A 15078-nucleotide genomic window follows, 5' to 3' on the forward strand; every position below is an offset into this window, starting at 1 on the left:
GTCCGGACAGCTCGACCATCAGGTCGGCTCGTCAGGCCGTTACGTCTTCTGCTCGTGCGTTGCACGCCTCACCCCTCGCTCACTCGTCCGGCGGGACAATCCCGTCGGATTGCCCGGCTCACAACCAGCCCGCCCGGGCGGCGAGCAGACCGGCCTGGAACCGCGTCTCGGCCCCCAGGCCCGCCATCAGAGTCGCGATCCGCCGCCGGGTGGTCCGATAGCTCCAGCCCAGATGCCGCGCGATCGCCTCGTCCTTCATCCCGCTGGCGAGCAGCACCAGGACGCGCCGGTCGTGCTCAGTCGGCTCGAACGCGCCGTCCTCCTCGGCCGCCCGCAGCGAGCCGTCAGCGGTCAGCGGCGTCGCCTGCCGCCACAGCTGGTCGAAAACCAGCAGAAGTACGTCCAGCAGGCTGCACGGGTGGACGACGATCGCGCTCGCGATGTCGCCCTGGTCGATCGACTGCGGGATGAACGCCGTCCGGCGATCGAAGGTCGCCAGCTTCAACGGCAGCGCGGACGTGACCCGGGCCTGCTCGCCGGCGGCGACGTACCGCAGGATCGCGGTCACCGCGTTCGGCGCCTGCTCCAGTGCGGCCCGGTCGTAGATCGCCTTGCAGGTCACGCCCCTGGCCAGCACCTCGAACTCGACGGCGTTGGTGTCCGGGCCCGAGGCACCCGCGTACGGCGGGGTGTCCAGGACCTGCACCTCCGCCACGGCGTCGCGCTGGAGCTGATCGAAGCGGCTCAGTACCGCGTCGGCACCGGTGACGACCTCGATCAGTTCGGTCGGCCCCGTACCGCGGCCCGAGCGGAAGTCGGCGACTCAGGCGGTCGCCAGTGCCCGGATCCGCTCGAGTTCGGACTCCTGCCGGCGCACCAGTGCCTCGATGGCAGCATCCGGTGCCACCGGCAACGCCCGTTCCTCGAACTTGCCGGCCCCGAGGATCGACAGGCTCGCGTCCGAGACGCCGTACTCGACAGCTCGCATGCCGAACCCTCCCTGATGGTGCGCGCGGATCTGATCGCATGGCACAACGCGCAAGCAGTTTCGCCAGCGCTACATCAGGGTGTCCAGCAACATCTCTGGCCCACATAGGCCACGGCCAGAACTGGCCATCCGGGTGTCACAGACGTCGGGGCGCCACGACATGGCGCCCCGACGCTGACAACCGCTACTACCTGTAGTGCACCTTGTAGACGGCGCCCGGGCCGAAGACCGGGCCGGCGACGTACAAGCCGCCCCAGCGGTCGAAGGCCGTGCCGCCGGGCAGGTGCAGCTGGCCACGGACCAGCTCCCGCTTGTACCCGGCCTGGTGGTGCCTGCCCGGGTACTGCAGGAACAGGCCGCCGACGGTCGATCCGCCGAGTTCGAACTGCAGCCAGCTCGCGTTGTCCAGCTGGACGACAGCGAGCGTGCGGTGCGGTCCGCCTGCCAGGTCGACGATCGACGTGTAGCCGTCGGCGTACCTCGTGCAGCTGCCCTTCGACGGCTTCACCGGGTCACACACCGCGCCCACCGAGCCCGGCCTGATCCGCCAGATCTCCGACGTGCCCGGGGTGGCCGGGAAGCCGCGCAGCTCACCGACGTACCAGGAGCCGTCCGACCCGACCGTCACGGAGGTGGCGACCGCCTCGGCGAGGATCGGCGTACCGGCCGGTGGCAACGGGTTGCCTTCCGGGTCCTTGGCCGGCAGACCGGACGGGACCTTCACCAGCCGTGGCTTGAGCCGGGCGACGGTCTTGATGTGGCCGTTCGGCCAGACCCGGAGCAGGTCGTTGCCGGCGGCGTCCGAGACCAGGACCGTGCCGTCACCGAGGGTGGCCACCCCGAACGGGTTGGAGTCCGTCGGGTTGTTCTCCTGGTCGTACGGGTCCGGGTCCTTCTGCTGGTACGCGGCGATATCGGCGACCTTGACGGCCTTCCCGCGCCACAGCTTGTACAACGTCGAACTGCCCGGCACCGGCGGCTGCCCCGGCTCACCGCCTGCCCCGGTCAGGGCGTAGGTGACGCCCCACTTGTTCGTGTCGATGGCCGGCGGGAACCCGTTCGCCCCCGGCACCGTGCCGAGCTTCCAGGTCTTGTGGCCGTCGGTCGCGTACACGGACCCGTCCGTGACGCTGTAGATGACCTGGTTCTTGTACGTCGAGACTCCCCGCGGACCGTTCAGTCCGGTAGCGATCGGCCGCAGACTCGAGTGATGGTTGCCACCGGCGTCTGCCTGTCCTGCGACCAGGACCGAACCGGCCAGTGCGAGCGCCGCGAGTGCGGCAATGCGTGTTCGTACCCCCATGTATCCCCCTGATGCTGTGTCTCCCCAGGCGTGGAACCCCCTCCACAGACCCGACCATGGCACCAAAAGATCACGGCGAGGTCAACGGGAGGACTCCCGGCAGGCGTCCGGCGACGCTGAGTAGACGCTGAGTAGACGAACTCAGTGCAACAGTGGGTCGATCGCGGCCGCGATGAACAGCAGCGCCAGGTAGATGTTGGAGAAGTGGAACAGCCGCATCGGCCGCAGGGCGGCGCCTTCGGCGCCGGTGTGGGCCCGGAGCAACAACCTTCGGGCCTCGCGGAGGAAGGCGAAGCCGAGCACCATCGCGGCCGGTCCGTACACATAGCCGGTGCCGGCGATCGGCCAGAGCGCGAGTGAGGTGACCACCATGACCACCGAGTACGCCATGATCTGCCGGGAGGTGGCGACCGGGGTGGCGACCACGGGCAGCATCGGCACGTCGACCGAGGCGTAGTCCTCGCGGTACCGCATCGCCAGCGACCAGGTGTGCGGCGGCGTCCAGAAGAACACCACCAGGAACAGCACGACCGGAGTCCAGGCCAGCTTGCCGGTGACCGCGGTCCAGCCGATCAGGGTCGGGAAGCAGCCGGCGATGCCGCCCCAGACGATGTTCTGCACGGTCCGGCGCTTGAGCACCATCGTGTAGCCGAAGACGTAGAACAGGTTCGCCGCCAGCGCCAGGCCGGAGGACAGCCAGTTGACGAAGAAGCCGAGCTCGAGGGTGGCGAGCACGCCGAGCACGACGCCGAAGACGGTCGCCGACCGCGGGCTGACCGCGTGCCGCGGCAGCGGGCGGCGCCGGGTCCGGCGCATCTGCTCGTCGATGTCGCGGTCGAACACGCAGTTGATCGTGTTCGCGCTGCCGGAGGCGAGGATGCCGCCGATCAGGGTGGCGACCACCACCCGCAGCCCGGGCACCCCACCGGCGGCCAGGAACATCACCGGCACGGTGGTGATCAGCAGCAGCTCGATGATGCGCGGCTTGGTCAGACCGACGTACGCCTTCACCACGTCGCGCACCGACGGACTCACTGTTGCAACTGGCACAGCAGCATCCGGCAGCGGCGTCGGGTACGACGTCGTCGCGGCGGGACGCGGGTCGACGGCCGTCACGAACACCTCGAACAGATCTGGGTTGACGCCGGCGAACCGGCGCTGACGATTCAGCAGTCTACGACGGCCCGTAGGAGGGTTCGCACACCCCCCTGCGGGGAGCCTCGTGTGACCTCTCGGACGTCCGGGAACAGGGTGAGTTGCTGAACGGTTGACAAACAGTCGAGCGGTGCGCAACGACGAGAGCCGGCCACAGTAGGCTCGTCCTGAGCAGACACCCCGAAGAAGTCCCATCGAGAGGAGCGCCGCCGGCGTGACGGAGAAGACCAAGCTTGAATGGACCGAGCTCGACCAGCGCGCGGTCGACACCGTACGGGTGCTCGCGATGGACGCGGTCGAGAAGGTCGGAAACGGACACCCCGGTACGGCGATGAGCCTCGCGCCGGCGGCGTACCTGCTGTTCCAGAAGGTGATGCGGCACAACCCGGCGGACTCGCACTGGCCGGGCCGCGACCGGTTCGTGCTGTCGGCGGGCCACTCCAGCCTCACCCTGTACATCCAGCTGTACCTGGCCGGTTTCGGCCTCGAACTGGACGACCTGAAGTCGCTGCGGACCTGGGGCAGCAAGACCCCGGGCCACCCGGAGTACCGGCACACCGACGGCGTCGAGACCACCACCGGCCCGCTCGGCCAGGGTGTCGGCAACGCGGTCGGCATGGCGATGGCGGCCCGCCGCGAGCGCGGCCTGCTGGAGCCGGACGCGCCGCGGGGTGAGGGCGTGTTCGACCACCAGGTCTACGTGATCGCGTCCGACGGCGACCTCGAGGAAGGCGTCTCGGCCGAGGCCTCGTCGCTGGCCGGGCACCAGAAGCTGGGCAACCTGACGGTCATCTACGACGCGAACAAGATCTCGATCGAGGACGACACCAACATCGCGTTCTCCGAGGATGTCGCGGCCCGCTACGCGGCGTACGGCTGGCACGTCCAGGACGTCGACTGGACCAACGGCGGCAAGGGCTACGAGGAGGACGTCCAGGCGCTGTACGACGCGCTGGAGGCGGCCAAGGCGGTCACGGACAAGCCGAGCTTCATCCGGCTGCACACGATCATCGGCTGGCCCTCGCCGGGCAAGCAGAACACCGGCAAGATCCACGGCTCCGCGCTCGGCGCCGACGAGGTGGCCGCGACCAAGAAGGTGCTCGGCTGGGACCCCGAGAAGTCGTTCCAGGTCGCCGACGACGTGATCGCGCACACCCGCAAGGCGCTCGAGCGGGGCAAGGCCCTGCAGGAGGAATGGGACGGCCGGTTCGAAGCCTGGAAGTCGGCGAACCCGGAGCGTGCCGCGCTGCTCGACCGACTGTCGAAGCGCGAGCTGCCGGCCGGCTGGAAGGACGCGCTGCCGAGCTGGGAGGCCGACGCCAAGGGTGTGGCCACCCGCGCCGCCTCCGGTGACGTGCTGACCAAGCTGGCGCCGGAGCTGCCCGAGCTGTGGGGCGGTTCGGCCGACCTGGCCGGCTCGAACAACACCACCCCGAAGGGTCAGCCCTCGTTCATTCCGCCGGAGTACGCCACCAAGGAGTTCCAGGGCGACGAGTACGGCCGGGTCCTGCACTTCGGCATCCGCGAGCACGCGATGGGCTCGGTTCTGAACGGCATCGCGCTGCACGGCCTGACCCGTCCGTACGGCGGTACCTTCCTGGTCTTCTCCGACTACATGCGCCCGTCGGTGCGGCTGGCCGCGCTGATGAAGCTGCCGGTGACCTACGTCTGGACGCACGACTCGATCGGCCTCGGCGAGGACGGCCCGACGCACCAGCCGGTCGAGCACCTGTCCGCGCTGCGGGCGATCCCGGGCCTGGACGTCGTCCGTCCCGGTGACGCCAACGAGACCGCGGCCGCGTGGGCCACGATCCTCGAGCACACCGACCGTCCGGCCGGCCTGGCGCTGACCCGGCAGAACGTGCCGACCTTCCCGCGCGGCACCGACGGCTTCGCCACCACCGAGAACGTGCACAAGGGCGGCTACGTGCTGCTCGACAGCGAGGGCACCCCGGACGTGGTGCTGATCGGCACCGGCTCGGAGCTGCAGCTCGCGGTCGAGGCCCGCACCAAGCTGGCCGAGGAGGGCGTGCAGGCCCGGGTCGTGTCGATGGTCTCCCGGGAGTGGTTCGACGAGCAGGACGACGCCTACCGCGAGTCGGTGATCCCGGCCGCGGTCCGCGCCCGGGTCTCGGTCGAGGCCGGGATCGCGCAGAGCTGGCACGACATCGTCGGCGACGCCGGCCGCTGCGTCAGCCTCGAGCACTACGGCGCGTCCGCGGCGTACCAGACGCTGTACGACGAGTTCGGCATCACCACCGACGCCGTCGTGCAGGCCGCGAAGGACAGCATCGCCGCCGCGGCCGAGATCAGCGGCCCGGGCGTACCGCCCAAGCGGGCCGCCGCCGGACCGGTCGGGCCGGCCGACGCGGGCCAGGCCGGTGGCGGCCAGGTCGCCTCGGCGCACTGAGAGACACCCCAACAACAGAAGAGTTTCGGAAGAAGGCATCGGACATGAACGATCGCTTGAAAGCACTCGCCGACGCGGGTGTCTCCATCTGGCTCGACGACCTGTCCCGGGTACGGCTGACCAGCGGCAGCCTGCAGGCGATGATCGAGGACAAGCACGTCACCGGCGTGACCACGAACCCGACGATCTTCGCCAAGGCGATCTCGGACGCCGACGCGTACGCCCCGATCATCAACCGGCTGGCGGCGCAGGGTGTGTCGACCGACGAGGCGATCCGGGTGATCACCACCGACGACGTCCGCGACGGCGCCGACGTGTTCAAGCCGACGTACGACGACACCGAGGGCCAGGACGGCCGGGTGTCGATCGAGGTCGAGCCGAGCCTCGCGCACGACACCGAGGGCACGATCCGGCAGGCCAAGCAGCTGTGGGACATCGTCGGCCGGGAGAACATCTTCGTGAAGATCCCGGCGACCAAGGCCGGGCTGCCCGCGATCACCGCGACGCTCGCGGCCGGGGTCAGCGTGAACGTGACGCTGATCTTCTCCCTCGACCGCTACAAGGCCGTCGTGGACGCGTTCCTGTCCGGGATGGAGCAGGCCGTCGACAACGGCCACGACGTCAGCAAGATGGCCAGCGTCGCGTCGTTCTTCGTCAGCCGGGTGGACACCGAGGTGGACAAGCGGCTGGATGCGATCGGCACCGACGAGGCCAAGGCGCTGAAGGGCAAGGCCGCGATCGCCAACGCCCGGCTCGCGTTCGAGGCGTACGAGGAGATCTTCGACACCGACCGCTGGCGCGAGCTCGAGACCGCGGGCGCCAAGCCGCAGCGGCCGCTGTGGGCATCGACCGGTACCAAGGACCCGTCGTACTCCCCCACGCTGTACGTCGACAACCTGGTCACCCGCGGTGTGGTGAACACGATGCCCGAGGCAACGATCAAGGCGGTCGAGGAGCACAGCGAGATCACCGGTGACACGGTCCGCGGCACCTACGCCGAGGCCCGCAAGGTGATCGACGACCTGGAGCGGCTGGGCATCTCCTACGACGAGGTCGTCCAGGTGCTCGAGGACGAGGGCGTCGCGAAGTTCGACGCCTCCTGGTCGGAGCTGCAGGACACCGTCACCGCCGCGCTGAAGGGTGCCGCGAAGTGACCATTCCGAAGGTGACCACCCACAACGGCGACTGGTCCGAGGTCGTCGACAAGCTGGTGGCCGAGAAGATCGCCTCCCGGATCGCCGCGAAGGACGCGACGATCTGGGGGCCGGAGGCCGAACACGAGGCGTCCATCCGGCTCGGCTGGGTCGATCTGCACGAGACCTCGCGGCCGCTGCTGGCCGAGATCGAGGCACTGCAGGCCGACCTGCGGGCCGAGGGCCTGGACCGGATCGTGCTGTCCGGGATGGGCGGCTCGTCGCTGGCGCCGGAGGTCATCACCCGGACTGCGGGCGTCGAGCTGATCGTCCTCGACTCGACCGACCCGAGTGTCGTGAAGCGCGCGCTGGACGGTGACCTGTCGAAGACCGTGATCGTGGTGTCCAGCAAGTCCGGCGGCACGGTCGAGACCGACAGCCACCGGCGGACGTTCGCGAAGGCGTTCACCGACGCCGGCATCGACGCCGCGTCGCGGATCGTCGTCGTGACCGACCCGGGTTCGCCGTTCGAGAAGCTGTCGAAGGACGAGGGGTACCGCAAGACGTTCCTCGCCGACCCGAACATCGGCGGCCGGTACAGCGCGCTGACCGCGTTCGGCCTGGTGCCGTCCGGTCTGGCCGGTGCGGACATCGCCGAGCTGCTCGACCAGGCGGCCGAGGCCGCTCCGGCGCTGCAGGCGGACTCGGCCGACAACCCGGCGCTGTGGCTGGGCGCCGTGCTCGCGGCCAGCGCGGGCCGGGACAAGGCGATCATCACGGCCGACGGCTCCGACATCGTCGGCTTCCCGGACTGGGCCGAGCAGCTGATCGCGGAGAGCACCGGCAAGAACGGCACGGGCGTACTCCCGGTCGCGGTCGAGGTGACCGCGCCGGAGCTGAGCAGCGACGCGGCCGACCTGACCAACGCGCTGCTCGCGGACAAGGCGACGAGCGGTGTGCCGACGGCGCTGACCTCAGGCTCGCTCGGCGGGCAGATGCTGCTGTGGGAGACGGCGACCGCGGTCGCCGGGTACCTGCTCGGCATCAACCCGTTCGACCAGCCGGATGTGGAGAGCGCGAAGAAGGCCGCGCGTGGTCTGCTCGACGCGCAGCCGGAGCCGGAGGCGGCCGCCTTCACCGAGGGCGCTGTCGAGGTTCGCGGTTCCGAGGGGCTGCTGGACGGCGTGGACTCGCTCCAGGGTGCGGTGGACGCGCTGCTCGGCAAGCTCGAGGACAAGGGCTACGTCGCGGTGATGGCGTACCTGGACTCCGAGCGGGACGCCGACCTGGTTGCGATCCGGCCGGCTCTGGCCACGAAGACGGGCCGTCCGACGACCTTCGGCTGGGGTCCGCGGTTCCTGCACTCGACCGGCCAGTACCACAAGGGCGGCCACCCGGAGGGCGTGTACCTGCAGATCACGGGCGCGCACCCGGTGGACGTTGAGATCCCCGACCGGCCGTTCACCTTCGGCACGCTGATCTCGGCGCAGGCCGCCGGGGACGCGAACGTGCTGGCCGAACGCGGCCGTCCGGTGCTGCGGTTGCACCTGACCGACGTGGCTTCCGGCGTACAGCAGCTCCTGTCTCTGTTCAAGTAGGAACAACACTCGGGAGGAAGCGGCCATGACCGCTGAGCTCGACGAAGAGCCGACGGGTACCGGGGGTCACCGCAACCCCCTGCGGGACGCGCAGGATCGGCGGCTGCCGAGGATCGCCGGGCCGTGCGGCCTGGTGATCTTCGGGGTCACCGGCGACCTGGCCCGGAAGAAGCTGATGCCGGCGGTCTACGACCTCGCGAACCGGGGGCTGCTGCCCCCGGGTTTCGCCCTGGTCGGGTTCGCCCGCCGGGACTACACCAACCAGGACTTCGCCCAGATCGTGCACGACTCGGTGAAGGAGCACGCCCGAACGCCGTTCCGGGAGGAGGTCTGGCAGCAGCTGGCCGAGGGCTTCCGGTTCGTCCCGGGTGACCTCACCGACGACGAGGCGTTCAAGCGGCTGCGGGAGACCGTCGACGAGCTCGACGTGACCCGCGGTACCGGTGGCAACCACGCGTTCTACCTGTCGATCCCGCCGGGGCTGTTCCCGGAGGTGGTCCGGCAGCTGTCCGAGCACGGGCTGACCGACGAGAAGCCCGGCTCCTGGCGGCGGGTCGTGATCGAGAAGCCGTTCGGCCACGACCTGAAGAGCGCCCGCGAGCTGAACCATGTGGTCGAGTCGGTGTTCCCGCCCGAGGCGGTCTTCCGGATCGACCACTACCTGGGCAAGGAGACGGTGCAGAACATCCTCGCGCTGCGGTTCGCGAACGCGATGTTCGAGCCGATCTGGAACAGCAACTACGTCGACCACGTCCAGATCACGATGGCCGAGGACATCGGCATCGGCGGCCGCGCCGGGTACTACGACGGCATCGGCGCCGCCCGGGACGTGATCCAGAACCACCTGCTCCAGCTGCTCGCGCTGGTCGCGATGGAAGAGCCGGTCAGCTTCGACGCCTGGTCACTGCGCCAGGAGAAGAAGAAGGTGCTGAACGCCGTCCAGCTACCCGACCGGCTGGACCTGCACAGCGCCCGCGGACAGTACGCGGCCGGCTGGGCCGGTGGCGTGAAGGTCAAGGGATACCTGCAGGAAGACGGCATCCCGGCGACCTCGACGACCGAGACGTTCGCCGCGCTGCGGGTCGACGTCGACACCCGGCGCTGGGCCGGCGTCCCGTTCTACCTGCGGACCGGCAAGCGGCTGGGTCGCCGCGTCACCGAGGTCGCGGTGATGTTCAAGCGCGCGCCGCACCTGCCGTTCACCAAGACCGAGACCGAGGAGCTCGGGCAGAACGCCCTGGTCCTGCGGATCCAGCCGGATGAGGGCATCACGCTCCGGTTCGGCGCCAAGGTCCCGGGCACGGCGATGGAGATCCGCGACGTCAACATGGACTTCCAGTACGGCGGTTCGTTCACCGAGTCCTCCCCCGAGGCGTACGAGCGGCTCATCCTCGACGTACTGCTCGGTGATCCGCCGCTGTTCCCGCAGCACACCGAGGTCGAGCTCGGCTGGAAGATCCTCGACCCGGTGCTCGACTACTGGGCCCGGCACGGTCAGCCGGAGCAGTACGCGTCCGGCGACTGGGGCCCGGCCTCGGCGCACGACATGCTCGCCCGCGACGGACGTGCCTGGAGGCGGCCATGATCATCGACCTGACCGACACCACCTCGAGTGAGATCGCCTCGGCGCTGCTGAAGGCCCGGCGGAACGCCGGCTCCCCGGCGATGGGAATGGTCGGCACGATCGTGGTGGTCGTCGACGAGGCGTCGCACCACGACGCGATGAAGGCCGCCAACGAGGCCGGGCGCGAGCACCCGTCGCGGGTGCTGGTGGCGATCCTGCGGCCAGGTAAGGGTGCGGCCGGGCTCGACGCCGAAGTCCGTGTGGGTGAAGGGATTCCGGGCGAGGCGGTGCTGCTGCGGCTGCACGGTGAGCTCGCGAAGGTTCCGGAGTCCGTGATCACGCCGCTGCTGCTGCCGGACTCCCCCGTGATCGTGTGGTGGCCGGGCGGCGGGCCTCGGGTACCGGCGGAAGACCCGCTGGGCAAGCTCGGGCGGCGCCGCGTGACCGATGCTGCGGCAACGCGGCGGGCGTCGGTGGACTACACGGCTCGGGCCGAGGGATATGCGCCTGGCGACACGGACTTCGCGTGGACGCGGTTGACGCCGTGGCGGGCGTTGATGGCGGCCGCGCTCGACCAGTACCCGACGAAGGTGACCGGAGCCGAGGTGACGGCCGCGCGCGGGAATCCCAGCGCCGATCTGATGGCTGCTTGGTTGCAGTCGCGGTTGAAGGTGCCGGTGGAGCAGCGGACCTCGCGTGGTCCGGGGGTGACGGCCGTGCGGCTGTTCACGCCTTCGGGGGTGATCGCGTTGACGCGGCCGGATGGCGCGGTGGCGACGTTCAGCGTGCCAGGACAGCCGGATCGGCCGGTGGCGTTGAAGCGGCGTACAACGTCCGAGCTGTTGAGCGAGGAGCTGCGGCGACTCGATCCGGACGACGTGTACGCGCAGACGCTCGCCTGCATGGTCGAGCGGGACTCGATGCCGGACGACGAGAAGAAGGTCGCGGCGACGCAGCGCAAGTCCACGGCGGCGAAGGTGTCGGCCGCCGGGAAGAAGGTAGCTGCTCAGAACGCTGCTTCTGCGGCTCCGGTGAAGTCGGCGCCCGTGAAGACAGCGCCGGTCAAGAAGGCTGCAGCGAAGAAGAGTGCGGCGACGAAGGGTGCGGCCAAGAAGGTCGCGACCAAGAAGAGCGCGACCAAGAAGAGTGCGGCGAAGAAGGCGGTGAAGCGGTGACTGTTGATCCGGAGCTGCTGGTTCATTCCGACGCCGAGGACCTGGCGTTCTCGGTGGCGGGGCGGCTGATCACGGCGATCGTCGACGCGCAGAGCACCGGCGGAGTCGCGCAGGTCGTCCTGACCGGCGGGCGGGTGGCCGCGAAGGTGTACCAGGCGGTCGCGGAGTCGCCCGCGCGGGTCGAGGTCGACTGGCAACGGGTCGAGTTCTGGTGGGGCGACGAGCGGTTCCTGCCGTCCGGTGACCCCGAACGGAACGAGACCCAGGCGCGGGACGCGTTCCTGTCCGCGTTGGACATCGACCCGGTGCGGGTACACCCGATGGCGGCCGACACCGGCCAGGGCGCCGAGGCCGCGGCTTCGGCGTACGCCGCTGAGCTCGAGGCGGCCGGTTCGCCGACGTTCGACGTACTGCTGCTCGGGGTCGGGCCGGACGGGCATGTGGCCTCGCTCTTCCCGGGGTATCCGCAGGTCGCGGTCACCGATGTCGCCGCGGTTGCCGTACACGACTCGCCGAAGCCGCCGCCGACGCGGGTGTCGCTCACGCTGCCGGTGCTCAACCGGAGCCGCGAGGTGTGGTTCGTGGTATCCGGCGATGACAAGGCCGACGCGGTCGCGACCGCCTTGGCCGAGGGCGACATCCCGGCCGCCCAGCCCAAGGGCCAGAACCGCACCCTGTGGTTGCTGGACGAGGCTGCCGCGTCCAAGATCTCCTGAGCACGCTCGCGTAGTGCGGCCATCGATCGTTCGGCGGTGGCCGCACTGTTCGGGTGGAAGACTGCGGGCATGACCTTCCGTGAGTTGCATGCCGGGCAGTTCGTGATGCCGAACGCGTGGGATGCCGGGAGCGCGGTGCTGCTCGCGGCGGCCGGGTTTCCTGCGATCGCGACGACGAGCGCGGGGATCGCGTTCTCGATGGCGAAGGGCGACCACACGCTCCCGGACGGCGCGCCGGCGGTGTCGCGGGACGAGATGTTCGAGCGGATCGGGGAGATCACGGCGGCGGTCGACGTACCGGTGAACGGGGACCTCGAGGACGGGTACGGCGCTGAGCCTTCGCGGGTGGCCGAGACGATCCGGCTGGCGGTCGAGGCCGGGCTGGCCGGCGGGAACATCGAGGACTACGACGGGCGGGAGCTGTACGACGTCTCGCTCGCGGTGGAGCGGATCGTCGCTGCGCGGGAGGCGGCCGGACCTGGGTTCGTGCTGACCGCGCGGACGGACGGCCAGTTGTTGGGTACGCCGGTCGCGCTGGCGGAGTCGATCGAACGGGCGAACCGGTACCGGACCGCCGGCGCGGACTGCCTTTACGTACCGGGGGTCAACTCGCTCGACACGATCCGGACGCTGGTCGAGGAGATCGACGGGCCGCTGAACGTGGTGATGGGCCTGGGTACGTCGACGTTGACCGTCGCCGACCTGCAATCCGTCGGCGTGACGCGGATCAGCCTCGGCGGCTCGATCGCCCGCGCCGCCCTCGGGTTCATCCGCCGCGGCGCCGAGGAACTCGCCACCCACGGCACCATCACCTTCGCCGCCGACCAGATCCCACAGGCTGACCTGAACCACCTTTTTGCGCGATCATCCAAGGGTGAGCACTGACCGGAGCCTGCGGCAGGTGGCGCTGACGCACGGGATCGTCGGATTCGCCACCTGCCTGTGCCTGATCATCTTCTACGCCGGAGCGGCCGCCTTCGGCCCGATCAACGACGTCGGCAATGCTGTGCTGGGCCTCCTCACGATCCCGCTTGCGCGTCTGCTCGCTGCCAACCCCGGCGCCTCTTCGGGTGCTCGCGAGCGGGGCGGGTCCCGTCTGGCGTTCGCGGTAGCTGTGGTCGGGGCAGGAGTGGCTGTCGCCGGGACAGTGCTCGTACTCACCGGGATCACCGGGTTCTACTTGGCGGGCTTGTGGTCCAGCTTCGGTTTCAGCTTGATCGGCGCCTGGCTGGTGGCAACCCACTGGCACAGATCGTCCGCTCACCGCCGCGCAGCTCTGGCGGCCGGCGCGGTCATGATGCTCGGGCTGATCGGCGTACCAGGCATCCTGATGGGTCTCGACGACATGGACAGCGCACCCGACTGGACGTTCGTAGCCGGCATCAGCTGGGCCGGAACCTACTTGCTGTTCCCCTCCTGGAGCCTGCGACTAGCCCGGCAAGACCGTCCCGAACGCGTTTTCTGATCGCGGAAACATCCCCCGCACGTCTCCCCCGTTCATCCAGATCCCGATCGCCAGCACAGCCGTTGCCTCCAGCAACCGAGCCCGCCGCAACCCACCTGCCGGAACCGGCACACAACCCAGATCCCGCACCAGCTCCGCCACCACCTCCACACCGCCGGCCCTCGCCGAGGTGGTTGCCGGTGCGGGGTCGCCGCAGAGGGGGACGCCCAGGGCTGGTGGTGGGTTTCGCCAGACGGTGTCTGCTGCCAGGTTGAACGCCTTGACCACGCTCACCCCCGGCCCGACCGCAGCGCTCACCGCTTCAGCTACCGCGTCCTGGGACAGCGTGAAGTCTCGCGGATCCACGGCATTGGTGCAGTCGATCAAAGTCGCACCGTCCGGTGTCATGCGCGCGACGTCCGCCGCCACTTCGGCCGGTACGGCAAGCAGTACGACGTCACCGTACGACGCCGCCTCGTCCAGCGTGCCCGCGACGGCGCCGACGCGTTCGGCGACCTCGGTGGCGCGTTCGGCGGAGCGTCCGCCGATCATCACGTCGTGCCCCGCGCGCACCCATCCGCCGGCGAGCGCCTCGGCCATCAGTCCGTTGCCCAGTGTTCCTATTCGCATGGTCGAAGACGTTAGACAGTTCGATGCGCACCTCCCGGTGTGCATCGGACCGCGCACAATGGACGGGTGGAGCCGAGATTCTTCGCCGATTGTCAGGCACGGGTCGCCGCCGATCTGATCAGCGGGCGCTGGCCGATGGTCGTGCTGTACTCGCTCGCCCACGGCCCGGCCCGTCCCGGCGAACTCCGCCGGCAGATCGGCGGGATCAGCCAGAAGGTCCTCACCGAGACGCTGCGCCGCCTCGAACACAACGGTCTGGTCGAACGGCAGCGGTACGCCGAAGCGCCGCCGCGCGTCGAGTACTCGCTGACCACGGCCGGCCAGGACCTGCTCGTACCGATCCGCGCGCTCGGCGACTGGGCCACCGTTTACGCCGACCGGCTGCCGACCGAAAACAAACCGTAAGTCCCGCGCGGCACGCTGCTGGAGTCAGCCTGATTCGCTTCCGGTCCAGTGGAGGTTACGAGCCATGTTCACCCTGCAGCAGATCGTCGACGCCCCACCCGCCGAGGTGGTCCGCGCCTTCACCGAACCCGAACCGTTCGCCGCCTGGTTCGTCGCCGACGGCTTCCGGACCCCGTCCGACCGGGTCACCATCCACGCCCGCCCCGGCGGCGAGATCTCGGCGGTCTTCGTCAACGACGACACCGAGGTCCCCTTCACCCTCCACTTCGGCGCCCTGGACCTCCCCCACCACGTAGAACTCCACTTCACCGACCCCGCCGAAGACATCACCATCACCCTCACCCCACTCCCCGGCGCCCGCACCCAACTCAACTACCAAAGCACCGGCCTCACGGACGAACAGGCGGCGCCCATCAAGCCCGGCGTCGCCACCATGCTCGGTCACCTCGCGGCCTACTTCAGCTGACGCCCCATCCCGGAGGTCCGAACCGCCACGCCATCACAATCCGCCGGCACAGGCGGCGCTGAGCGGGAGACAGCCGTGATCGGCTCATTGT

15 protein-coding genes are annotated in these 15078 nt (G+C 69.7%); 10 read left to right on the top strand and 5 right to left on the bottom strand.

Going from position 1 to position 15078, the window contains the following annotated elements; genetic code table 11:
• Window positions 1-118: 118 nt before the first annotated feature.
• The 4 genes from FB475_RS32365 to FB475_RS32375 form a co-directional block, all read right to left on the bottom strand.
• The gene (locus FB475_RS32365; RefSeq protein WP_141861399.1) at window positions 119-715 is read right to left on the bottom strand and encodes a helix-turn-helix transcriptional regulator; all 597 of its coding nucleotides are present in this window, start codon (window positions 713-715) and stop codon (window positions 119-121) included.
• Window positions 716-823: 108 nt separating this feature from the next.
• Window positions 824-988, bottom strand: coding sequence for a hypothetical protein (locus FB475_RS37035; protein ID WP_185759525.1), 165 nt, complete (start codon window positions 986-988; stop codon window positions 824-826).
• A 187-nt stretch (window positions 989-1175) separates the two neighbouring features.
• Entirely contained in the window at window positions 1176-2291 is a 1116-nt protein-coding gene (locus FB475_RS32370; RefSeq protein WP_141861400.1) for a ScyD/ScyE family protein, read from the bottom strand.
• 141 nt (window positions 2292-2432) lie between these two features.
• The gene (locus FB475_RS32375) at window positions 2433-3407 is read right to left on the bottom strand and encodes a heme o synthase (protein ID WP_420359236.1); all 975 of its coding nucleotides are present in this window, start codon (window positions 3405-3407) and stop codon (window positions 2433-2435) included.
• 253 nt (window positions 3408-3660) lie between these two features.
• Between FB475_RS32375 and tkt the strand changes: the two genes are divergently transcribed.
• The 8 genes from tkt to FB475_RS32415 all read left to right on the top strand — a co-directional run bounded on the left by tkt (window position 3661) and on the right by FB475_RS32415 (window position 13507).
• Entirely contained in the window at window positions 3661-5856 is a 2196-nt protein-coding gene (tkt, locus tag FB475_RS32380) for a transketolase (RefSeq protein ID WP_141861402.1), read from the top strand.
• A gap of 44 nt (window positions 5857-5900) precedes the next feature.
• Window positions 5901-7010: a transaldolase gene (gene tal / locus FB475_RS32385; RefSeq protein ID WP_141861403.1), complete on the top strand. Its 1110-nt coding sequence runs from the start codon at window positions 5901-5903 to the stop codon at window positions 7008-7010.
• The gene (locus tag FB475_RS32390; RefSeq protein WP_141861404.1) at window positions 7007-8587 is read left to right on the top strand and encodes a glucose-6-phosphate isomerase; all 1581 of its coding nucleotides are present in this window, start codon (window positions 7007-7009) and stop codon (window positions 8585-8587) included. The genes tal and FB475_RS32390 overlap by 4 nt, the downstream gene beginning before the upstream one ends.
• Window positions 8588-8612: 25 nt before the next feature.
• The gene (zwf, locus tag FB475_RS32395; protein WP_141861406.1) at window positions 8613-10172 is read left to right on the top strand and encodes a glucose-6-phosphate dehydrogenase; all 1560 of its coding nucleotides are present in this window, start codon (window positions 8613-8615) and stop codon (window positions 10170-10172) included.
• Complete coding sequence (locus FB475_RS32400; protein WP_141861408.1) at window positions 10169-11326, top strand: glucose-6-phosphate dehydrogenase assembly protein OpcA; 1158 nt, start codon at window positions 10169-10171, stop codon at window positions 11324-11326. Before zwf ends, FB475_RS32400 begins: the two co-directional genes overlap by 4 nt.
• Window positions 11323-12042: a 6-phosphogluconolactonase gene (pgl, locus tag FB475_RS32405; RefSeq protein WP_141861410.1), complete on the top strand. Its 720-nt coding sequence runs from the start codon at window positions 11323-11325 to the stop codon at window positions 12040-12042. Before FB475_RS32400 ends, pgl begins: the two co-directional genes overlap by 4 nt.
• A 69-nt stretch (window positions 12043-12111) precedes the next feature.
• The gene (locus tag FB475_RS32410) at window positions 12112-12927 is read left to right on the top strand and encodes an isocitrate lyase/PEP mutase family protein (protein WP_141861412.1); all 816 of its coding nucleotides are present in this window, start codon (window positions 12112-12114) and stop codon (window positions 12925-12927) included.
• Window positions 12917-13507 (top strand): hypothetical protein, encoded by a 591-nt coding sequence (locus FB475_RS32415; protein WP_141861414.1) that lies wholly within the window; start codon window positions 12917-12919, stop codon window positions 13505-13507. The genes FB475_RS32410 and FB475_RS32415 overlap by 11 nt, the downstream gene beginning before the upstream one ends.
• On the opposite strand, the gene FB475_RS32420 is transcribed toward FB475_RS32415, so the two are convergent.
• The gene (locus tag FB475_RS32420) at window positions 13472-14116 is read right to left on the bottom strand and encodes an NADPH-dependent F420 reductase (RefSeq protein ID WP_141861416.1); all 645 of its coding nucleotides are present in this window, start codon (window positions 14114-14116) and stop codon (window positions 13472-13474) included. The genes FB475_RS32415 and FB475_RS32420 overlap by 36 nt on opposite strands.
• Window positions 14117-14182: 66 nt before the next feature.
• Between FB475_RS32420 and FB475_RS32425 the strand changes: the two genes are divergently transcribed.
• Both FB475_RS32425 and FB475_RS32430 read left to right on the top strand, forming a co-directional pair.
• On the top strand, window positions 14183-14521 hold the full coding sequence (locus tag FB475_RS32425; protein WP_141861418.1) for a winged helix-turn-helix transcriptional regulator: 339 nt from the start codon (window positions 14183-14185) through the stop codon (window positions 14519-14521).
• Between the two features lie 64 nt (window positions 14522-14585).
• Complete coding sequence (locus FB475_RS32430) at window positions 14586-14987, top strand: SRPBCC family protein (RefSeq protein ID WP_141861420.1); 402 nt, start codon at window positions 14586-14588, stop codon at window positions 14985-14987.
• Window positions 14988-15078: the final 91 nt, after the last annotated feature.

Origin of the sequence: Kribbella jejuensis, from assembly GCF_006715085.1 — a bacterium.
GTDB classification, from domain to species: Bacteria; Actinomycetota; Actinomycetes; order Propionibacteriales; family Kribbellaceae; genus Kribbella; species Kribbella jejuensis.

Bases quoted from the DNA above. Each gene is read 5' to 3' on its own strand.
- FB475_RS32420 (WP_141861416.1), bottom strand. From the start codon at position 14,116: ATGCGAATAGGAACACTGGGCAACGGACTGATGGCCGAGGCGCTCGCC.
- tal (WP_141861403.1), top strand. From the start codon at position 5,901: ATGAACGATCGCTTGAAAGCACTCGCCGACGCGGGTGTCTCCATCTGG.
- FB475_RS32370 (WP_141861400.1), bottom strand. From the start codon at position 2,291: ATGGGGGTACGAACACGCATTGCCGCACTCGCGGCGCTCGCACTGGCC.
- FB475_RS37035 (WP_185759525.1), bottom strand. From the start codon at position 988: ATGCGAGCTGTCGAGTACGGCGTCTCGGACGCGAGCCTGTCGATCCTC.
- FB475_RS32430 (WP_141861420.1), top strand. From the start codon at position 14,586: ATGTTCACCCTGCAGCAGATCGTCGACGCCCCACCCGCCGAGGTGGTC.
- FB475_RS32410 (WP_141861412.1), top strand. From the start codon at position 12,112: ATGACCTTCCGTGAGTTGCATGCCGGGCAGTTCGTGATGCCGAACGCG.
- zwf (WP_141861406.1), top strand. From the start codon at position 8,613: ATGACCGCTGAGCTCGACGAAGAGCCGACGGGTACCGGGGGTCACCGC.
- FB475_RS32400 (WP_141861408.1), top strand. From the start codon at position 10,169: ATGATCATCGACCTGACCGACACCACCTCGAGTGAGATCGCCTCGGCG.